The 21105-nt window shown below is 46.5% G+C and carries 15 protein-coding genes and 1 tRNA gene; 10 read left to right on the forward strand and 6 right to left on the reverse strand.

The window, feature by feature from the left end; translation table 11 throughout:
• Positions 1-114: 114 nt before the first annotated feature.
• From dcd to EHS89_RS04655, 3 genes are all read left to right on the forward strand, one after another.
• On the forward strand, positions 115-681 hold the full coding sequence (dcd, locus tag EHS89_RS04645; protein WP_124924967.1) for a dCTP deaminase: 567 nt from the start codon (positions 115-117) through the stop codon (positions 679-681).
• The gene (locus tag EHS89_RS04650) at positions 678-1319 is read left to right on the forward strand and encodes a hypothetical protein (protein WP_124924968.1); all 642 of its coding nucleotides are present in this window, start codon (positions 678-680) and stop codon (positions 1317-1319) included. The genes dcd and EHS89_RS04650 overlap by 4 nt, the downstream gene beginning before the upstream one ends.
• Before the next feature lie 386 nt (positions 1320-1705).
• Entirely contained in the window at positions 1706-2503 is a 798-nt protein-coding gene (locus EHS89_RS04655; RefSeq protein ID WP_124924969.1) for a hypothetical protein, read from the forward strand.
• 57 nt (positions 2504-2560) lie between these two features.
• On the opposite strand, the gene EHS89_RS04660 is transcribed toward EHS89_RS04655, so the two are convergent.
• The 4 genes from EHS89_RS04660 to EHS89_RS04675 are packed head-to-tail and all read right to left on the reverse strand — an operon-like array spanning position 2561 to position 8634.
• Positions 2561-3856: a TolC family outer membrane protein gene (locus EHS89_RS04660; RefSeq protein WP_229753800.1), complete on the reverse strand. Its 1296-nt coding sequence runs from the start codon at positions 3854-3856 to the stop codon at positions 2561-2563.
• Entirely contained in the window at positions 3853-6927 is a 3075-nt protein-coding gene (locus EHS89_RS04665; protein ID WP_124924970.1) for an efflux RND transporter permease subunit, read from the reverse strand. Before EHS89_RS04665 ends, EHS89_RS04660 begins: the two co-directional genes overlap by 4 nt.
• 2 nt (positions 6928-6929) lie before the next feature.
• Positions 6930-8009, reverse strand: coding sequence for an efflux RND transporter periplasmic adaptor subunit (locus EHS89_RS04670; RefSeq protein WP_229753799.1), 1080 nt, complete (start codon positions 8007-8009; stop codon positions 6930-6932).
• Positions 7999-8634 (reverse strand): TetR/AcrR family transcriptional regulator, encoded by a 636-nt coding sequence (locus EHS89_RS04675; RefSeq protein WP_124924972.1) that lies wholly within the window; start codon positions 8632-8634, stop codon positions 7999-8001. Before EHS89_RS04675 ends, EHS89_RS04670 begins: the two co-directional genes overlap by 11 nt.
• Positions 8635-8940: 306 nt before the next feature.
• Between EHS89_RS04675 and EHS89_RS04680 the strand changes: the two genes are divergently transcribed.
• From EHS89_RS04680 to EHS89_RS04690, 3 genes are all read left to right on the forward strand, one after another.
• The gene (locus tag EHS89_RS04680) at positions 8941-9591 is read left to right on the forward strand and encodes a hypothetical protein (RefSeq protein WP_124924973.1); all 651 of its coding nucleotides are present in this window, start codon (positions 8941-8943) and stop codon (positions 9589-9591) included.
• Between the two features lie 220 nt (positions 9592-9811).
• Positions 9812-11824: an excinuclease ABC subunit UvrB gene (gene uvrB, locus EHS89_RS04685; protein ID WP_124924974.1), complete on the forward strand. Its 2013-nt coding sequence runs from the start codon at positions 9812-9814 to the stop codon at positions 11822-11824.
• A gap of 231 nt (positions 11825-12055) precedes the next feature.
• Complete coding sequence (locus EHS89_RS04690) at positions 12056-14701, forward strand: bifunctional diguanylate cyclase/phosphodiesterase (protein WP_124924975.1); 2646 nt, start codon at positions 12056-12058, stop codon at positions 14699-14701.
• A 286-nt stretch (positions 14702-14987) separates the two neighbouring features.
• Here the strand turns inward: EHS89_RS04690 and ald are convergent, their stop codons facing one another.
• On the reverse strand, positions 14988-16112 hold the full coding sequence (ald, locus tag EHS89_RS04695; RefSeq protein WP_124924976.1) for an alanine dehydrogenase: 1125 nt from the start codon (positions 16110-16112) through the stop codon (positions 14988-14990).
• 343 nt (positions 16113-16455) lie between these two features.
• Here ald and EHS89_RS04700 point away from each other — a divergent pair.
• The 4 genes from EHS89_RS04700 (at position 16456) to EHS89_RS04715 (ending at position 20276) form a co-directional block, all read left to right on the forward strand.
• Positions 16456-16532 (forward strand) — tRNA-Val (locus EHS89_RS04700).
• Positions 16533-17038: 506 nt separating this feature from the next.
• A complete protein-coding gene (locus EHS89_RS04705; RefSeq protein ID WP_124924977.1) occupies positions 17039-17812 on the forward strand; it encodes a hypothetical protein in 774 nt (257 codons plus the stop codon).
• A gap of 126 nt (positions 17813-17938) precedes the next feature.
• Positions 17939-19099, forward strand: a complete 1161-nt coding sequence (gene glf, locus EHS89_RS04710) for a UDP-galactopyranose mutase (RefSeq protein WP_124924978.1) — start codon at positions 17939-17941, stop codon at positions 19097-19099.
• Positions 19100-19862: 763 nt separating this feature from the next.
• Positions 19863-20276, forward strand: coding sequence for a nuclear transport factor 2 family protein (locus tag EHS89_RS04715; protein WP_124924979.1), 414 nt, complete (start codon positions 19863-19865; stop codon positions 20274-20276).
• Positions 20277-20642: 366 nt separating this feature from the next.
• Here the strand turns inward: EHS89_RS04715 and EHS89_RS04720 are convergent, their stop codons facing one another.
• Positions 20643-20981, reverse strand: coding sequence for a hypothetical protein (locus EHS89_RS04720; RefSeq protein WP_124924980.1), 339 nt, complete (start codon positions 20979-20981; stop codon positions 20643-20645).
• Positions 20982-21105 lie beyond the last annotated feature (124 nt).

Genomic DNA, 21105 nt, shown 5'->3' on the forward strand with positions numbered 1-21105 from the left:
TCTTACTTGATTAATCTATGTGACCGCATTTTTTTCGTAAAAATGCGGTTTTTTTTAGGTAAAAAAGCTATTATGTGCGCCCGCAAAATATAACACTTTAACTGGAACTAAATGATGGGTATCAAATCAGACAGCTGGATTCGCCGTACATCTCTGGAACAGGGCATGATCGAACCGTTTGAACCAGGTCAGGTTCGTCGACGCAATGATGAGCGGCTGATCTCCTACGGTACTTCCAGTTACGGTTATGACGTTCGTTGTGCTGATGAGTTTAAGATATTCACCAACATAAATTCTTCAATTGTTGATCCGAAGAATTTTGATGACGGCAGCTTTGTCGATGTTAAGTCCGATGTTTGTATTATTCCACCGAACTCTTTTGCGCTGGCCCGTACCGTTGAATATTTCCGCATTCCACGTGATGTTCTGACTATCTGTCTGGGCAAGAGCACCTATGCACGTTGCGGTATTATTGTGAATGTCACGCCGCTTGAGCCTGAGTGGGAAGGTCATGTGACGCTGGAATTTTCAAATACCACGCCGCTTCCTGCAAAAATCTATGCCAACGAAGGTGTTGCGCAAATGTTGTTTCTGGGCGCTGATGAAATTTGTGAAACCTCTTATAAAGACCGTGATGGCAAGTATCAGGGTCAGACCGGAGTGGTTGTTCCCCGTACATGATAGGTTCACACACTAAAATTATTAATTTCTGGCAACAGGTTGAGCAGACTATTGATCGTCTGCTGAATAGTGAAGCCGAAAATCAGTTTGATAATGAATCACTGTTGCTGGAATACAGCAACAGTTTACGTAATATCGACAGTAACCTGACATTCCACTTTGAGCGGGAAGAGGGTGAGGGTGCTGTGGAAATGATTTTTGGTTGTGATGGCTACCCTGAATCAATTACGTCGGTGTTGAGCTTAGTGGGTGCGGCCCCTGATATTGGCGGTATCCGGTTTGTCGCTTTTAACCATCGTTACGACCCTGTGCCGACCTGCGTCAATCTGGGCGATGAACAGATAGAGATTGAGGCGTTCTGGTTTGGCTATCGGATCGAAGCGGGGCGTTATCATCTGGATATCTATATGCAGGATCTGCCTAAAGCGCTGGATATGGAGCCGAGAATAGAAGCGGTGATGATCTATCTGGATGCGCTTATTGGCGAGTATGATCTGATGACGCGAGTATCAACACTGAGTTGGTATGAACTACCGGTTGATCCGACTGACTTTGGTTTGCAGTTACTGCCTGAGCTGAGAGATTGTTTTGATCAGCAGCGACATCAAATTGAAGCGATAGGCATCACTTACCACTAAGCCTGTATTGGACTAGTGCTGGTAATAGAGGGGCGTAGCCCTCTAGCGGGCCTTTAAAATCGACCCCTTTTAAGAGCTACTTATTTTAAATAGTTACTTACTATTAAAACTATTTGGTCAGTTGTCTGATAATACGTAGATAGTCCCTTCTTCGTCTTCTTCAGCAGGTCGTGGCGATTGGTTGCAGATGATCATATCCTTTCCCCTTGGTTCATCTATCTGTCAGAAGGCCAGAATCCGTACATCAGAAGATCCATGCCTCTGTATGAGCAATCGGCAGTTTTACACCGAACATAAGTAAAAATAGCTGAGTTTCAGGAATTTTGGATAAATCAGCTAAAGTAATGGTAAGAAGCTCTGGATGAAGCTTTAGCCTGGAGAAAAATATGAGTCAGATACTCACTTCATTAATTGAGCGGGTGCGGGCCGATTATCAAGCCCTGATGGAAAAGGAAGAGGGGCGCTTTCCCTATACGACAGCGGAACAGCTTTGTAACGAAAAGCTGTATCTGAATGCGGATCAACTGGCAGGTATCATTGCCGAAGATCCTACGCTGTTGGCTGCGCGTGCCGGTAATCTTATCGCCAGTGAAAAAGAAAAGCTGAATCCTAGTGTCGGTATGATTATAAGCGCCAATATTGCCACTGCGATGATGGAAGGTCTGGTTGAGCTGGCGCTGGAGAAAGGCTGGTTGTCCCTTGATGCGGAAGGTCGCTTGATGCTGGATGCTGATGAATTGAAACTTCCTGAGCCGCAGGCCGCTGAAGTTGATTATTCCGAGTCAGAAACCGCTAAAGAAAATCTGACCCAGCCTGGAGCCAGTATTCTTAGTCAGCTGATGGCCACTGCGGAAGCCGCTTATTCGGCCCTTTTAAATACCGAGCAGCAGGATGCTTATGGGCTGGCGCTACAAGTTGCTTCAGAACACTCTCTGTTTGCGCCAGATGATATAGCACCGCTGGTGGCTGAGAATCCATTATTATTGGGTATGCGCGGTGATAATATGATGGATCAGGAGATGTTTGAAGGTGACCCTCCGGCGGGTATGGTCATCAGCGCTCACCTGACACAGATGATTGTGTCTCAACTGTTAGAGTTAGCGGTTGAACAGGGCGCTATAGGTACTGATAGTAGCGGTCATCCGTTAATTCCTGAGGTGTCAGATAACTCGGTTTTACATTGAGTTAAGATCAACTTAGTCAGCCAAAAAAACGCTCCCGAAGGAGCGTTTTTTTTTTTGTTATCTGGCTTTCATCCACTGATCAAGTCCTATCAGATCATCAGGATTCAATGTGCCTATCTGTTGTTTAAAGCGAAACAGATCTTGTACGTAGTTGTATCGGGCATTGGCATAATCTCGCTGCGCTGCATACAGCTGTTGTTCTGCCTGAAGAACATCAACGACGTTCCGCGTGCCGACATTAAAGCCTTCTTCCGTTGCTTTAAGCGCAGTTTCGCTAGATAAGATGCTACGCTGGCGAGCGGCAACGCTCAGTACATCGGTACGAATATTACGCCACAGGCTACGGGTATCTTGTATTACTGCCCGTTGAGTATCTTCCTGATTAAAGCGTGCCTGGGTATGGCTATATTCAGCCTGCCGGCTTTGCGAACTGGTTGCTCCGCCAGAGAAGAGTGGCATAGACAGTGTAAGGCCGACCTGATTGGTTTCGGTCCAACCGTCACCTGACGCTGTACCGTCGTCCCTGTCATGGCTGGCGGTGATGGCTATCGTAGGCAGGTGGCCGCTTGATGCTGTCTGAGCCTGACGTCGGGCAGACTCTGTATTGGCTACTGCCACTTTGAGAGCCAGGTTTCCAGAGCGGGCTTTTTCTACCCAGTTATCGGGATCGCTTGGGCTGATATTTTCTATCGGATAGGCTTTATCAAGGCTATCAATACTTGAAATGGGCTGGCCGATCAGTCGTTCAAGTGCCTGATAGCTGTTATCCAGGTTACCTTCAGCCAGAATTCTGGCAACTTTGGCGTTATCAAAAGAGGCCTGCGCTTCATGCACATCGGTAATAGCGATGAGTCCCACTTCAAATTGGGCATTCACCTGATCGAGTCGACGCATAATGGCGCGCTCTTCTGCCAGTGATGTTTCAAGGGTGGTTTGAGCTCTGAGTACTTCAAGATAGCTTTCGGTTACCCGTAGAATCAGGTTTTGCTGGGCCTGATCGAACTGTAACTTTGCAGCTTCTGACTGTGCTATTCCCTGTTTGTAGCTGAACCAGGATGCCGCAGAGAAAACCGGCTGGCTCAGGCTAACTGTGTAGCCATGATTATTATAATTACCTGCATCTGAGTCGATCCAGGTGGTGTTGCCATTCAGGCTAAGCGAAGGCAGTAAACCTGCCCGCCCTTGTGGCAGCGCCTCGGCGCCGGCCAATGAGGCTGCTTGAGCCGCCTTTAATTGCGGGTCCTGTGCCAGTGCTTGCTGATAAATATCAGCAAGCGTCCCTGCCTGCGAACTTCCCGTCATCAGGGTGTAGCTGATAGCGGTGACCAGTAGACTTTTAGTTAATGCTTTCACTGCTCAGATCCTTGTTCTAGTAGTTGAGGTTCCGGTTCAACTTGTTTAAATAACCGGCGACCAAGATAACTATATACGGTTGGGATTACAAATAAGGTTAACAGGGTACCGAAGGTCATACCACCTACGATAACCCAGCCCAGCTGTTGACGACTTTCAGCGCCAGCGCCAAAGGCCATTGCCAGAGGCAATGCACCCAGAACTGTTGCCCCGGTTGTCATTAATATAGGGCGCAAGCGCAGGGTCGCGGCTTCAATGATGGCGGTTTGCAGGTCACTGCCTCTGTCTTGTAACTGGTTGGCGAATTCGACAATCAGTATGCCGTGCTTGGTCACCAGGCCGATCAGAGTAATTAAACCTATTTGACTGTAGATACTCAGACTGCCACCAGTGAAATACAGGGCGAACAAGCCACCAAACAGGGCCGGTGGAACTGAGAGCATAATGATCAAAGGATTACGGAAGCTTTCAAACTGTGCCGCCAGTACCAGGAATGTAAATACTCCAGCCAATAGTGCCGTAAACATCAGGCTGTTACTGGATTCTTTGAATTCCCGTGATTGACCACCGAAATCGTACAAGGTTTCAGGGCTGATCTCTGCCATCTGTTGCTCGATAAAATCCAGTGCCTCGCCGACGCTATAGCCTGGTGCCAGAATGGCCTGGAAGGTAACCGATTTCATTTTATCGAAATGATTTAGCTCTTTTGGCGCAACGCTTTCGTTAACATCGACCACGGAACTTAATTGAACCATCTGATCCTGATCGGTGCGCAGATAGAGTGTGCTCAGATCGCTTGGATCACGACGCTGGCCCGGTTCGATCTGCAGTATGACGTTGTACTGCTCGCCATCCTGCTTAAATCGGGTTACCTGACGGCTTGCCATATAGGTTTCAATGCTACGTCCAATCATAGCTATATCCAGACCCATCTCAGATGCTTTATCCCGGTTTACGTCGATAGTCAGTTCCGGTTTGTTAAGCTTGAGATCGACATCAGGTTGGATGAAGCCCGGATTTTGCAGAATGCGCCCCATCAGCTGATCAGCAATACCTTTCAGTTCTTTATAGTCCGTATTGGATTTCAGAATGAATTCAACCGGACGGGAGATAAAGCCCTGGCCCAGCGAAGGCGGGTTCATCGCAAAAGACATGGTGCCGGTTACGCCGCCAAACAACTGAGGTGTTAGTTGTTCTGCGATTGATTGCTGTTTACGCTCACGATCTTCCCAGCGCTTCAGGCCGAGGAAAGCCATGGAGTTAGTATCAGTAGGGAAACCGACGATAGAAAAGTAGCGGTCCCCCTCGGGTACCTGATCAAGCATACCTTCTACCTGACGAGCATAACGGTCTACGTAGTCTACAGAAGAGCCATCCGGGGCGATGGACATCGCCAGAATATCACCGCGATCCTCAACCGGTGCCAGTTCCTGTGGCAGTTGAGTAAAGAAAAAGCCACTACCGGCAATGCTGATTAACATGATGGCCAGTGCCAGCATGCGTGACTTCAGCACTTTTCTCAGTAGCGCCTGATAACCCCTGGTCATACTATGCAACCAGCCTTCAATCAGGTTAAACATCGCGCTGTGCTTAGTTTCGTGGCGAAGCAAGCGGGATGACATCATTGGTGACAGGGATAGTGCAATAAAGGTCGATACGACAACGGCACCAGCCAGGGTCAGGGCAAATTCGGTGAACAGCTTGCCGGTACGGCCCTGGGAGAAAGCGATAGGAACAAATACAGCCACTAAGGTGAGGGTTGTTGCAATAACCGCAAAGCCGATCTCTTTACTGCCTTTAAATGCTGCCTGTATCGGAGAAAGGCCTGCTTCGACATGGCGATAGATGTTTTCTAGCATAACGATCGCATCGTCAACAACAAGACCGATTGCCAGTACCATGGCCAGTAGAGTCAGGGTATTAATACTGAAGCCCATGCCCAACATCATGGCGAACACGCCTATCAGAGAGAGGGGTATGGTTATGACGGGAATCAGGGTTGCACGTATGTTGCGCAGGAAGAAAAATATAACCAACACAACTAATAAGCTGGCGGCGAAAATAGTGCTGAATACTGATTTGATCGATTCCGCGATAAAGATTGATGAATCGTACGCCAGTTCAACCTTTACCCCTTCTGGCAACGCTGCTTCTATTTGAGGCAGGCGAGCCTGAATTCCCTCTGAAACATCAAGCGGATTACTGGTAGATTGTTTTACCACCCCTAAGGCGACCGCAGGTTCTCCCTTAAAACGGGATTTTTTGCGTTCATCTTCTGGCGCAATTTCTACCCGGGCAATATCTCTTATCCGAACCGGATAGCCACTTTCATTGCGTATAATAATGTCTTGGAATTGTTCAACGGTATTCAGATCGGTACGGGACAGAACGCTGAATTCGCGCTGGTCGCTTTCAATCCGACCCGCCGGAATTTCTATGTTCTGACTGCTCAGGGCTAACTCAATATCCTGAGGTATTATTTTATAGGCAGCCATTCGCGCCGGATCCAGCCAGATCCGCATAGCATAGCGACGATCACCAAACATCATTACGCTGGCAACACCGTTGACCGTCTGCAGAGGGTCTTTAACCATCCGGTCGGCAAGGTCTGAGATCTCCATCATGCTGTGGCGATCAGATGACAGCGCTAACCAGAAGATTGGTTGAGCATCGGCTTCGGTTTTGGCTGTAATAGGCTCGTCAACATCATCTGGCAAATTGCCTCTGATCCGACCAACCCGGTCACGCACATCGCTGGCAGCATCATCAGGATCACGGCTCAGCTTAAAGGTAACTGTGATCTGGCTCTGGCCGGAGCGACTGATAGAGCTGATAAAGTCGATCCCTTCAATTCCAGATAGCGAGTCCTCAATAATCTGGGTGACCTGGGTTTCGATAATCGAGGCGCTGGCGCCGGGGTAGTTGGTTTCTACCGTCACGACAGGTACATCGATTTTAGGGTATTCTCGTACGGTCAGTCGGTCGTATGAGACCGCGCCTAACAGTAGTACCAGCAAGCTCATTACCGTAGCCAGTACCGGACGTTTAATACTAATTTCAGACAAGATCATGATCAGGCTCCAGGCTGCTGTTCAGTCTGACCTGGTTGCTGGCCTGTACCATCAACAAAGATCGGGGTGACGGGCATGCCAGGGAAAAGCTTTATCTGTCCGGCAGTGATAATGACTTCATCACCCTTAAGGCCGGATAAAATGTTTACTTCACCTGCTTTGCGAATACCCAGTTCAACCGGCGCCATACCAACAGTGTTATCGGTGACCGTCATAACAAAGAAACTGTTGTTCTGAGGAATAATGGCCTCCTCAGGTACCATAATTGCACTGTCATTGGTGCCGGTTATGATCTGAATACGGGCAAACAATCCTGGTCGTAACAGATTGTCGCGGTTAGCTATAGTCGCCCTAACCGCAATGTTGTGGCCACGTTCATCAATACTGGGTGAAATGGCATAGATAGAGCCATCGAATGATTCGCCGGGAAGGGCGTCAATCAATACTTTGATCTTCTGGCCCGAACGGATATTGGCGAGCTGATTTTCCGGTACGCGGAAATCAACTTTCATGGTATTCAGATCAGTCAGTTCCACCAGGTCCTGACCTACATTAAGGTAATCTCCGGGGCTGAATTGACGCAGACCTATAACACCGTCGAAAGGTGTCCTGATGGTCATTTTATCAAGACGGGTCTGAGCCAGTTCTTGTTGCGCCTGATCTACTTTAAGTTGTGCCAGAGATGAGTCCAGATCCTGTTGTGATCCAACCCGTTTTTTAACCAGGCTGGCAGCGCGTTTATAGGCGATGCGGCTAAGATTAACCCGTGCTTTACTTTCCTGAAGCTGGGCCTGGTAGAGGGATGATTCCAGAATCAGTAGCGGATCGCCAGCTGTTACACTAGCACCTTCCTGAAACAGAATTTTTTCAACTTTACCGCTTTGTTCAGGGCGCAGGATGATCGACTCATTTGCGCGCAGGGTGCCTACCGCTTCAATAACATGGGTGAGCGGCTTGCTTTGAACATGGATAACTTCAGCGGGTAGCCCTTGTGGGCCTTTAGTTTCTTCTGCCTGAATGGCGGCCGAGCCTAATAGAGCAATACTGATGATTGCAGGAGCAAATATTTGATTAAATTTCATCTTTTTTACCATCGCTAAGCGCCTGCGTAGTCAGCGGCGAAAACAGTGTGCATAACATATCAGCAACTTCGCGTAAGGGAGTGGCTGATGCTTCTACTTTTGTGCGTAACAGGGCGCCTTGCCAGCTATCCCAGAATAGTTGGGCCATAGCTCTTGCTGGCAGATCATCCCGTAAGCTTCCTTCTAACTGAGCCTCGCGGAAATCCTCTTCGATGCAATCGATGACCCGGTTGCATGAGAAACTGATAATTTCCTTGAAAGAGTCGCTGGCATTACCAATCTCTCCCATCATATTGGTGAGCAGGCAGCCTGTGGCTTCAGGGTCTTGTTCGTATTCGGCTATAAACACTTCCAGGGTAGCCCGAAACCGATGCTGCAATTCGCATTCAACTGAGTTAACGCGGTTTTCCCACTTTTCGTTTTCCTGTTGATGGTGGTACTCGAGTACTTCAATAGCGAACTGCTCTTTACTATCAAAGTAATTGTAGAAAGAGCCTTTAGGTACCTGGCAGGCACTCAGGATCTCTTTTAATCCCGTACCGTGATAGCCCTGTCGGTTAAACAGGTCCATGCCTGTTGCCAGGATCTTCTCTTTATTGTGTTCATTTCTTTTGGGGCGATTCATATCTATTAGACCGGTCGTCTTAAAACTATCGCTATTGTAGTCTGAGTTATAACAAAAGCAAATGACAATTTGCGCAAGGTTTCGTAAAGCTTTGTTAAGCTGCTGAATCTGGAGGAAAAGAAGGACGCCAGGTTTAGCAATCTTATGTGGACAATGAACTAAGCCCCCACTTTGGGTATTGCTAAGAAAAAGTCCTAGATACAGAGAGAGAAGTAGTGATTAAAGTGTCTTTGTTCATAGAAACATATAAAGGATTATCAGGGCAGGGGGGATCTGTACTGCTCATTTTCTTCAGGAATGAATACTATGTTGGTTGAAGCAACTACGTTAATAAAGCTTATCGCTATAGTGGCTATTTTGATGGCGATGTTGATGGCTGTTGAGATGGCCAGAGGCCGGATTGAAGGTGCAGGTTATTGGTGTGTTGGTATGCTAATGCTTGGATTGGGGGCCGGTATGGTATCGCAACGATATAATTTGGATGTCTTGTTCAGCCTGGTTGCATCGATGTCACTCGTCTCGGCCGGATTAGGGATGCTGTTGTTAGCTATTAATAGAGTGTTGCAAAAGCCCTTGAAATTGGCCTGGCTTGTTGTTCCTGTGATACTCATGGCTATAAATCAGTGGCTATATCTTGATGACTATATGCGTAGGGTCATGGGGGCCAGCCTGATACTGGGAGGACTGTTTTTTACGTTGGGCGTTATTGTTCTTATAGCGGAAGGTAATCCATTAAATCAGGAACGAGTGATTCTGTTAATGGTATCACTGATCCCCGGAGTGCTTTACTTATTGCGCTTTTTGATCATCGCACTGACACAGGGGGCTGAGTATTATGTGCTGTGGAATTCCCCGCTACAGTTGATGAGCTTTTACGCCGTGTTGCTGTTTTTGCCCCTTGCAAGTTACAGTTATTATTTCATTTTGCGGCGCTATCATATGAGTATTACGGCCTGAGATACTCCGGGCGTGAATTAGCTGCTAATTGCGACCCTTGCTGTCTTTTCTATCCTTATCACCCGTATTAATTAAAGCCATCAGAGTGCTCAATTTAAAATCTTTAGAGTGCGCGGCTTTGCCGCCGATAATAATCATCATCCTTTTAGCTGATGAGTAGGGCATAAAGGTCTGTGTCAGGGTATAATAACCGGCTACCGTTTTTACTCTATAGAGCATTATGAAACAGCGTTTCCAGCTACAGTCTGATTTTGAGCCCGCCGGTGACCAGCCTACTGCTATTAAAGGCCTGGTTGAAGGTATTAACGCAGGTCTTGCTGCGCAGACTTTACTCGGGGTTACCGGTTCCGGTAAGACCTTTACCGTCGCCAATGTCATTGCTGAATTGCAGCGGCCCACCATTATTATGGCGCACAATAAGACGCTTGCCGCGCAGCTGTATGGTGAGTTCCGGGAATTTTTCCCGAATAACTCAGTAGAGTATTTTGTCTCTTACTATGACTACTATCAGCCCGAAGCCTATGTGCCATCCTCTGATACCTTCATTGAGAAAGATGCATCAATAAATGATCATATTGAACAGATGCGTCTTTCGGCGACTAAGGCCCTGCTGGAGCGTGATGATGCCATTATCGTTGCGACGGTATCAGCCATTTATGGTCTGGGTGATCCTAAGTCTTACCTGAGTATGATGCTTCACCTGGATCGGGGAGATGAGGCGGATCAACGCTCAATTTTACGCCGTTTAGCGGAGCTACAGTACAAGCGTAATGATATTGAGTTGCACCGGGGGACATACCGTGTGCGGGGTGATGTTATAGATGTGTTTCCCGCCGAATCGGAAAAAGAAGCGGTACGTATAGAACTGTTCGATGATGAAATAGAAAACATCAGTTATTTCGATCCACTTACCGGTGAAGTGTTGCGTCGGGTGCCCCGCGCAACTATTTATCCAAAGTCACACTATGTAACGCCACGGGAAAAGCTGCTCGAAGCGGTGGATAAAATTCAGGAAGAACTGCATCCACGGTTAGAACAGTTACGCAGTAACGAAAAGCTGGTGGAAGTGCAGCGTCTCGAGCAGCGGGTAATGTATGACATCGAGATGATAAAAGAGCTGGGTTACTGCTCTGGCATCGAAAACTACTCCCGCTATCTGTCCGGTCGGGAGCCGGGGCAGTCGCCGCCGACGTTGTTTGATTATTTGCCGGACAATGCGTTGTTAGTGATGGATGAGTCCCATGTCACTATCCCTCAGCTTGGGGCGATGTATAAAGGTGACCGGTCCCGTAAAGAGACGTTGGTGGAATATGGTTTCCGGCTGCCATCGGCACTGGATAACCGGCCAATGAAATTCGAAGAGTGGGAGCGTCAGGCACCGCAGATGATCATGGTGTCTGCTACGCCGAGTAAGTACGAAGCAGCTAATGCCGGTCAGGTAGTCGAACAGGTAGTACGGCCCACAGGCCTGATCGATCCGGTAGTTGAAATACGGCCAGCGCGAACTCAGGTAGATGATCTGTTAGGCGAGATTCACAAGGTTGCAGCCAATGGTGAGCGGGTGATTGTTACTGTTCTGACCAAACGTATGGCTGAGGATCTGACCGATTATCTGGATGAGCATGGTGTTCGGGTGCGTTATCTGCATTCAGATATCGATACCGTTGAGCGAGTTGAGATTATTCGTGATCTGCGCATCGGCGAGTTCGATGTTTTGGTGGGCATTAACCTGCTCCGTGAAGGTATCGATATGCCTGAAGTTGGCTTGGTGACGATACTAGATGCCGACAAAGAGGGCTTCCTGCGTTCAGAAACATCAATGATCCAGACGATTGGCCGGGCTGCACGAAATATCAATGGCCGGGCAATTCTGTACGCAGATCGTATAACCGGTTCTATGCAGCGTGCAATCGATGAGACCGATCGCCGACGTACCAAACAAATTGAGCATAATAAGAAGCACGGTATCGTACCCAAAGGGATTAAAAAATCAGTCACGGATATTATGGAAGGTGCATCGTTTATACCCGGACGTGGTAGTAAATCGAACCGTAAAGTGGCTGAGCCGAAAGGTGAATACGATATCGATCCTAAGCAACTCAGCTCCGCTCAACTGGCTAAGACCATGAGTCGTCTGGAAGATCAGATGTTTGAAGCCGCTAAGAATCTCGAGTTTGAAAAAGCTGCACAGTATCGGGATCAGTTAGAGAAACTCAAACACAGTGGGCTTTGAAAAAGAATACCCTGATCAGAAAATCATACAAGTGTTTGAATTATGGGCATTACTCAATCTGGGGAATAACTTAAAGCTCAAGCCGGGTAAAGTTGTTATCTGACGTGTACATTTAAGTAGTCTTCCTCTGCGAGTATCACTGATGGCGTGTAATGTAGTTCATTTTATTCGTCAGTCTGGTTGTTTGATGACTAGGCCTGTCCTCTGTCTGACAAGAGAGAGGAGGGGCTGATGCGATCCAGAACTATCCTGTTTAGTCTTACATTACTCTGTTGTCTTATTGCGGCGGCAGGTGTGGCAGCCAACTACATGAACCTGATGAGCTTTGCTCAGAAAGATGCGCGCCGCAACGCTGAAAGTATCGTCACAATGCTCAATCATGAAGTTGATGCAACGTTTCGGGGGCGAATCAGTCAGGTTGCAGTGCAGTCTGCGTTGCCTGAAATTCAGCACTTTCTTCAAGGGGGGGGAATAGATGTCACCCCTCTTCTCAATAATATATGCAATCTGAATGACGCATCTATCTGCTACCTTTTGGATAGTCGTGGGGAGTTTGTTGCATCCAGCGAATTTGAACAAAAACAGCAGGCATTAGGTAAAAGCTTTTCTTTCAGGCCTTATTTTAAAGAAGCTATCTCCGGTGGTTCGGCAATCTATCCCGCGTTGGGGTATAGCACTCGTCGCAGAGGACTTTATTTTTCTCACCGGGTAGTAAATGAGCAAGGCCATTTTATTGGCGTTGTGGTGAACAAGTTTTCACTGAGTGAGTTAGAAACCCGGTTTGATCAGCTTAGTGGCCGACTGGCATTGATGGACGGTGACGGTGTGGTCTTTGCCTCAAACATGAAAGACTGGGTTTTCAGCAGTTTATTGCCTCTGGACCGGATTCAACAACGCGCCATTATTAATAATTCACAGTATGGTAGTGATGCACCCCAGGAGATGTCATTTGAATGGTTAAGTGAGACGTCGGTGCGAGACTCTTCTGGTCATGACTATAGTGTATACCGGGAGCCGGTAAACCCGTTGCCCGGATGGTCGCTGGTCTATATGACGGATAGTGATATCAGTTTATCGGGCGGGGCTGAGAATCGATTATTGATACTGCTGTTAGCACTGAGTCTGGTGGTGGTGGTGCTGGTGACGATGTTATTCAGGCATGGCAGTCATCAGATTCGGCGCCGGCTTGATGCGGAAACGAGTTTGCGCCAAAGTGAGACCCGGCTGTTGCAGTTATCTCAGGTATCCACCGAAGCGGTAGTGATGCACCGGGGTAATGAGATTATTGATTTTAATGAAGTCGCAGAGCGGATGTTTGGTTACGATCGTCAGTTATTACTCTCTACCCAGCTGTTACAGCTATTTAATGCAGATTCTGCAACAGAAACTGAAGCCTATTATAACGTCGGTGAGCATAACTTTGAGACTGAAGGGATGCGCCTGGATGGTGTTTACTTTCCTATAGAAGTGAATTTTAAAAGTACTCTGATCGATGGTGAATCGGTTGGTATGAGTTGTATTCGGGATATTTCTGAGCGTAAAGAGCATGAAGAAAAAGTCAGGTATCAGTCACAATTTGATGCGCTGACCAATCTGCCTAATCGTAAGTTGATGAAAGAGAGGTTGAATCGGGCGATTAACAGAGCCCGGTTAAATAATTACTTTACGGTGTTGATGTTCATCGATCTGGATGATTTTAAAAAGATTAACGACACCCTTGGTCATGAAGTAGGCGATGAACTACTGATCATGGTCGCCAAGCGATTACAGGATTGTGTAAGGGATGAAGATACTCTGGCCAGATATGGTGGAGATGAGTTTATTTTGCTGCTTGAGAATCAAGTAGATATAAATGATGCGGAGACCGTAGCAAAGAAGATACTGTCGATGCTGAGTATGGAATTCCGAGTGCAGGGTCGGAGCTTCTATATCAGCGGTAGCATTGGTATTGCCGTATCGCCTGCCGATGGTTTGGTTGCAGATGAACTATTGAAGTGCGCTGATACTGCAATGTATCAGGTGAAGGATGAAGGGCGGAATGGTTACTGCTTCTACACCCCTGATATGAATAGTGATATGTCTGACAGAATTGAGATAGAACATCAGTTAAGGGGAGCCCTGGAGCGTAACGAGCTATCCCTGAACTATCAACCAATTTACTGTCTCCATAATAAAAAGTTAATGGGCGTAGAGGTTTTATTACGCTGGAATAACGGTGTGCTGGGGTCGATACCGCCGGATAAGTTTATCCCTATAGCCGAGCAAACGGGTTTGATTATACCCATTGGCGAATGGATCATTCGTCAGGCTTGTCTGCAGGGCCTGGCCTGGAATAAGGATTGTGGTGAAAATTATCGGATTGCACTGAATGTTTCACCGCGTCAGTTCAGAAATGGGCATATCGTACAGGTATTGCTCAGGGTGCTAGATGAGACCGGCTTTGATCCCTCTTTATTGGTGATTGAGATTACCGAAGGCTTGCTGATTCGTAATGATAAAAACACGGCTCAGACTTTGTCGCGTATAAAGGCGATGGGCATTACCTTATCGATGGATGATTTTGGTACGGGGTACTCCTCGTTAAGTTATCTTAAGCAATTTCCTTTCGATATTATTAAAATCGATCAGAGTTTTGTGCGTGAATTGGCGGATGATCCTGGTGATCAACAGCTAGTGACTGCCGCCGTTGCGATGGCTAAAGGTTTAGGCTTAAAAGTTATTGCGGAAGGTGTAGAGACCGATTTTCAGGCAAGCTATCTTACCTCTGCCGGCTGCGATGCATTGCAGGGCTATTTCCTTGGGTATCCGGTGACTGCTGAAGAATTTATGGCAAAGGTTATCCCACCTAAAGAGTTTAAAGCGCTGGTGACAATATAAAAAAATTCCACTATTGAGTGGCGTTTTGTTGAGCTTTAAATCAAAGCTTAGCTGATAGCTTGCTCAGCTGGCACGTATTCATAACCCAGATCGTTAGCTACTGCTTTAAAGTTGGTCATGTATCGGGAGTTCCGCGGTGTACGTTCAGACTGTTACGTTACCCAGAGTGGATCATCCAATAGAGAGTGCTTACAAGCCTCGTTAACTAGTGTCAGAGCCGGAACCCGAATAAATAGCAGACAATAAAAAACGCCACATAAGTGGCGTTTTCGTTTGCAGATGAGAATTACTCTGCGATAGCTTGCTCAGCAGGTACGTATTCGTAACCCAGATCGTTAGCCACAGCTTCAAAGTTAATAGTACCGCGGTGTACGTTCAGGCCGTTACGCAAATGCGCATCATCCTTCAATGCTTTCTTATAACCTTTATTAGCCAGCGCCAGTGCAAATGGCAGAGTCGCGTTGGTCAGTGCAAAGGTCGAAGTACGGGCAACACCGCCTGGCATGTTAGCTACACAGTAGTGAACAACGCCATCGACTTCATAGGTAGGCTCCTGGTGAGTAGTCGCCTTCGATGTTTCGAAGCAGCCACCCTGGTCAATAGCAACATCGACCAGTACAGAACCGTTTTTCATCTTGCCCAGCATTGCACGGGTAACCAGTTTAGGTGCTGCAGCACCCGGAATCAGAACCGCACCAACAACCAGATCAGAGTTTATAACTTCCTGCTCAACAGATTCAGCGCTGGAGTACAACGTTTTCAGTTGAGGTCCGTACTGTGCATCCAGTTCTTTAAGGCGAGGTAGTGAGCGATCCAGAATAGTAACGTCAGCACCCAGACCCATTGCCATGCGAGCAGCGTTGATACCTACAACACCACCGCCGATAACGGTCACTTTAGCTGGTGCTACACCCGGGACGCCGCCCAGTAGAACACCCAGACCGCCCTGAGCTTTTTCAAGTGCATGTGCACCCGCCTGAATAGCCATACGACCAGCAACTTCACTCATTGGCGCTAGTAGTGGCAGGCCACGGTTAGCATCGGTTACCGTTTCGTAAGCAACGGCTACACAGTCAGATTCAACCAGCAGCTTAGTCTGCTCTGGATCTGGATCTGGAGCCAGGTGCAGGTATGTGAATAGTAGCTGGCCAGGGCGCAGCATTTTACATTCGTTTGGCTGAGGCTCTTTTACTTTGATAATCATATCAGCAGAAGCAAAGATCTCTTCCGGAGTATCGATCAGTTTTGCACCGGCCGCTTCATACTGATCATTAGTCAGACCAATTGATGTACCGCCATCACGTTGAACGATAACTTCGTGGCCATTTTCAATCAGTTCACGGACACCTGCAGGTGTCATACCGATACGATACTCGTGGTTCTTAATCTCTTTAGGGATACCAATCAACATAACTGTTCTCCTGCTGACTTATTTCTTGTTAGTGGATTTGGTTACACTAACACTGGTATTGAATATTTATCATTTGAAGTTTGTATTTTTTGCAGAGTTAATCACTATAAAAAAGCCAAAAAACAGAGTGTGTATATTGCAAATGTGGTCTGCTACTTGCTAATTTCGGCAGTGCAGCAAAGAAATAGTGATAATTCTCATATCTTTTAAGTATTGACTGTTTTTTGTACTAGGCCAACTTTGATGGTCATAGCGGATAGATTTATGATCTTATGTAAGAGTGAAATTGTTAGGAAAAGGGGCTTGCGTCGAAGAGCTAAAACCCTATAATAGCCCTCACTTCAGGACTATAGCTCAGTTGGTTAGAGCGCTACCTTGACATGGTAGAGGTCGGCAGTTCGAATCTGCCTAGTCCTACCAAATACAAAAGAGCCTCGCGAATGCGGGGCTTTTTGTTATTTGGACTAGTTTGATGAAGAGCCGAACGTAGTGAGGCAACATCGGAACCATAACGATGGCCCGAAGGGTGAGCAGCGTCGCTGTGAATAACTGGCGAAGGCAGTCGAGCCGAGCGCAGCGAGACAACATCGGAGCTTGCGACGATAGCCCCGAAGGGGTGAGCAGCGAAGCTGAGAATAATCTGCCGGTACTTGCTTAAGAGATACCAAATACAAAAGAGCCTCGCGAATGCGGGGCTTTTTGTTATCTGGCCCAGGTGGATGAGAGTCGAACGTAACGAGACAGCATTTTAGAGCTTATTCGATAGACAAGACTCTTGAGCTCTGTCAATCTGTCCTGATCTGGTTCTCAACAGGTAGCTGTGAGTATATCGCTGAGATGCTTTTTTGATTTCAAAGCAAGTGTTAAGTCGATTATCCGGAAATAAGTGTTTAAAACCGGATTCTACTTTTTTCTTTGAGTTTGATATGTCAAAGCAGTGTTTTCTTTTTCAGTCTCACTTTATGACGCCGGATGTCGAGCGGCTTTTCAGGCAGCTTGCTGATGAAACAAAAGAACTGGGAGATGCATTTATTCTTTATCATCTTCAGGATGGTAATGATGATGAGCTGTTGAGAAGAAATCCTCATTATTGCTTCACTGATGAAAGCATTGATGCGATGAACTACCGTAAGCTGGGGGAAGGATTGAGCCCGGGGGCAACACACTTTCCGGTGCTCAAGTTTAATCTTGATTTTGAAGAGTATGATTATTACTGGTTAATCGAGAATGATGTTCAGTATTCAGGCAGCTGGAATGATTTTTTCAGGTGCTTTGATGAGAACTGTGCTGATTACTTAACGTCTAATATATATCCCTTTGCATCAATGCCTGAATGGCCCTGGTGGGAACTCAGTCATCCGGATATTGAAATCCCTGAAAGTAAGCGTTTTCGTTCATTTAACCCTGTTTTCAGGGTGTCCTGTAGGGCTTTGACCGCTATGCATATACTACTGCGATCCGGTTGGCTGGGGCATAATGAAGTTGCAATGCCGACACTGCTTCATCTGGCAGGCCTGGATATTGAAGATTTTGGAGGAGAGGGGCCGTTTGTTCCAAAGGATCGTTTACATCGGTTCTATTCAAGCAGCCATGCAAATGAGTATGGCCGCCTGAATACAGGAACTTATCGATTCCGTCCTGCCTTTGAGCAGATTGGGGATCTGGAGGGAAAGCTTTATCATCCTGTTAAACTCAGGTAATACCTATAAACATCTCTTTTGTAAGCAGCTCGCGGAGCTTGAATATCTCTGTTGAGCATCTGGCGGTGGTAACAGTCTTCAAGGCTTGTTGTTGGCTTGCTGAACCAATATAAAGAATTTAAAAATATGAAGCTTCTAATTGTCGGGGCTGGCCTGACAGGGGCAGTAATTGCCCGAATCCTGGCAGAAAGCGGGCATGAATGTGTTGTTCTGGAGGAGTCTGGCCATGTTGCAGGTAACTGTCACACAGAGAAAGACTCCAAAACAGGGATTATGATGCACTGTTTTGGTCCCCATACACTGCATTCCGATGATGACCAGATATGGGATTTCATAGAAAGGTTCATCGAGATTTATCCCTACAAGCATAAGAAGCAAGCCTGGGTTAAAGGTGAAATCTATCCCTTTCCAATCAACCTGTCGGCGATCAACCGTTTTTTTAATACTGACCTGGATTCAGACCAGGCCCGAAACTTCCTTGAGCAGGAAGCTGCTCAGTTCCGGACGCAAGATCCGGAAAATTTTGAGCAGGCTGCACTATCTGGAATTGGTGCAGGACTCTATGAGGGATTCTATAAAGGTTATACAAGAAAACAATGGGGCCGTGAACCAACCGATCTGCCGCCGTTTATATTTCGTCGTTTACCTATCCATCTGGATGATGAAAGCAATGTTTATCATCACTCTAGGCAGGGACAACCGATCGGAGGCTACACGCTGATGGTCGAACGGATGCTGGATCATCCAATGATCGAGGTTCGGACGGGTGTTGCCTTTACTGCATGTATGGATACCACGGATTTTGACCACACGTTCTATTCCGGGCCAATTGATCGTTATTTTGGCTGGTGTCTTGGAAGGTTGCCTTATCGGACCCTTGATTTTAAACCAGAGCATCGTCGGGAAACGTTCCAGGAGTGCGGAACAGTAAATTATTGTGATGAAGATATACCCTATACACGGGTCGCTGAGCATAAGCACTTCTGGCCCTGGGAGGAACATAAACAGACAGTTATAACCTATGAGTTTTCGAGGGAGTGTGGAGAGGGAGATATACCCTACTACCCGGTCCAGCTAAATGAAGGTAATGAGCTATTTGAGAAATATGTTGAAATGGCGATAAAGGAACCACAGGTTAGTTTTGTTGGGCGCTTAGGGACATATCGATATCTGGATATGGATAAAGCAATTGGTGAAGCGATGCAATCGGCCTATCAAGCACTCGAAGCTATAGGGCTGAATGATTCTATTCCCGCCTTTTTCTTTTCGCCGGGTTCCTCAGAATAGCTGATAATGACAAGCAGGGCAGAGGTTTTCGATGGAGCCTTTTTCATTTTCTGTTTTCATCAGTAGATGGTTTTTGTGTTTCAAAAATGCTGCTAGGTATAGTTAGCAGGCCCTGTAATTCATAGTTAAGGCAACTACCCAAAATCAGTAGTGCTCTCTCCAAACTGTTTGATAAGCGTTTTATATTGTTCATACTGCGTGGCTTTCTATGTACTGCAGATATCGATATCACTGAATCACTAATTGTCACTGTCGCCTATGCCACGCCTGAAAATTATTTGGTGAATATGATGATACTGATTTGCCTTTTTGCCTTTTTGCCTTTTTGCCTTTTTGCCTTTTTGCCTTGGTGAACATACCAACCATCAGTGTTTGGACTTTGTCAGGGGCAGCCCTCCGAAACTGGCTAAGCGGCGAAAAGCGGATACTTTTCTTTTATAACTTCATGGCGTAACTGCTGATAGGCTCCATGATCCCGAAGTTGCTGAACAGTTGGTATGAGCATCAAAGTAGCAAAGCGCCTAATATAAGCTGGTTGATTCAGTTTTTGGTGTCTCTTTTGGTGAAAGGCAGCGATCAGATATTTTTCTGGCATATAGCTCTGGTAACTATTCCACTTTTGACACACCAGCCTGGGAACGAAAAAGGTCAACTTGTAGGTCGTGAGTAAATCACATTCAGTACTGCTCACAGAAAATAATCAATAAGCCTGCAGAATACCTACAAAATACATAACTAGTCATAGTTGTTTTAGGGGGAATAAATGTTATCACGTGAAGAAATGTTGATTGCTCTAAAGGGTTGGATAGCAGCTTGGGGGCGTCACGATTTTGAAGCGGTTATGGCGCTGTTTCATGAGGATATATTGTTTGAGCACTGGAACGGTAACCGGGTCGAGGGTAAAAATGATCTGGAGGATGGCTGGTCACCCTGGTTTAAGGAACATGAAGGTTTTTATTTTATTGATGAAGATATCTTTGTTGATGAAGTAGAGCAGAAAGCGCTGTACCGATGGGAGTTCCACTGGCCTTCAATTGAACCAGGTTTTGATGGAGAGCCTGAGGTACGCCGTGGTATTGATGTGCTTCATTTTAAAGATGGGCAGATCATACAAAAGCTGACCTACTCCAAAACTGTTCTGGAAATTTCAGGAAAGCGTCAGAAGCTTACGCCCTGATCACAGCTTGTGATACTGCTGATTCCCGGATTCATGGTCCGGATGCTTATCCGGACCATGAAATAACCTATTTAACCGATCCCCATCAGCATCCGTGGCAGGAACAAAGCCAGGTTGGGCAGGAATGTTACTGCTAGAACAACCTACAGGTAGCCAGCAGGATAAACATCAGGGTAGGTTTCTGTACTGAGTGAATTGACCAGCCATTAGTAGACACCTTAATCGCTCAATAGAACGTTCAGGTCATAACTAAATTTACATCGCAGCCCCTGTTATTCTAGCCAACAAATAGGTGCTGTTTGAATCCTGTAGGTTACGGATCCGGTACTCTTAGTAATAATGACAAAGCTCATATATGAACGCTGGTTACCCTGGGTACACCTGTACCGGCGTGTGAATTGAGAATGCATCATCAGCTTCCTGTTTAAGCATCAGTTGTACGCAATCAGGGTCTTGCCATTGTATGTGATTAAACAACTCAATAAGCCCGGCTGTATTCAGATTATTAGTTGCGCACATAAATATGTCACATTGCATACTTTGTTTTTCGCCAGCATAGGGCTCAACCTTTATTAGCCCGCTGAGAGGCGTATTTTGTTTGATGTAGTTGCTGATAAGGTCGGCATTTGCTGTTTTACTTTTATCCTGATCGTTATTGCCGTCATTTATCATCGTAATCAGGATAATATCTGTAATGCTGCTCATATCGGATAGCCTCTGTCTCTTGCTGAGAACGTAAGTTAGTTAGAGCTGATAATAAAAACTATAGCTATTGATAGCGGCTCTAACCATACCGTGTTGATAGGCTTTATAAGAGTTTTGGAAATGC

Origin of the sequence: Amphritea balenae (assembly GCF_003858655.1) — a bacterium.
Classification (GTDB): Bacteria; Pseudomonadota; Gammaproteobacteria; order Pseudomonadales; family Balneatricaceae; genus Amphritea; species Amphritea balenae.

Bases quoted from the DNA above. Each gene is read 5' to 3' on its own strand.
- EHS89_RS04675 (WP_124924972.1), bottom strand. From the start codon at position 8,634: ATGAATCGCCCCAAAAGAAATGAACACAATAAAGAGAAGATCCTGGCA.
- EHS89_RS04720 (WP_124924980.1), bottom strand. From the start codon at position 20,981: ATGAGCAGCATTACAGATATTATCCTGATTACGATGATAAATGACGGC.
- ald (WP_124924976.1), bottom strand. From the start codon at position 16,112: ATGTTGATTGGTATCCCTAAAGAGATTAAGAACCACGAGTATCGTATC.
- glf (WP_124924978.1), top strand. From the start codon at position 17,939: ATGAAGCTTCTAATTGTCGGGGCTGGCCTGACAGGGGCAGTAATTGCC.
- EHS89_RS04670 (WP_229753799.1), bottom strand. From the start codon at position 8,009: ATGAAATTTAATCAAATATTTGCTCCTGCAATCATCAGTATTGCTCTA.
- EHS89_RS04680 (WP_124924973.1), top strand. From the start codon at position 8,941: ATGTTGGTTGAAGCAACTACGTTAATAAAGCTTATCGCTATAGTGGCT.
- EHS89_RS04715 (WP_124924979.1), top strand. From the start codon at position 19,863: ATGTTATCACGTGAAGAAATGTTGATTGCTCTAAAGGGTTGGATAGCA.
- EHS89_RS04650 (WP_124924968.1), top strand. From the start codon at position 678: ATGATAGGTTCACACACTAAAATTATTAATTTCTGGCAACAGGTTGAG.
- EHS89_RS04655 (WP_124924969.1), top strand. From the start codon at position 1,706: ATGAGTCAGATACTCACTTCATTAATTGAGCGGGTGCGGGCCGATTAT.
- EHS89_RS04665 (WP_124924970.1), bottom strand. From the start codon at position 6,927: ATGATCTTGTCTGAAATTAGTATTAAACGTCCGGTACTGGCTACGGTA.
- EHS89_RS04690 (WP_124924975.1), top strand. From the start codon at position 12,056: ATGCGATCCAGAACTATCCTGTTTAGTCTTACATTACTCTGTTGTCTT.
- uvrB (WP_124924974.1), top strand. From the start codon at position 9,812: ATGAAACAGCGTTTCCAGCTACAGTCTGATTTTGAGCCCGCCGGTGAC.
- EHS89_RS04705 (WP_124924977.1), top strand. From the start codon at position 17,039: ATGTCAAAGCAGTGTTTTCTTTTTCAGTCTCACTTTATGACGCCGGAT.
- dcd (WP_124924967.1), top strand. From the start codon at position 115: ATGGGTATCAAATCAGACAGCTGGATTCGCCGTACATCTCTGGAACAG.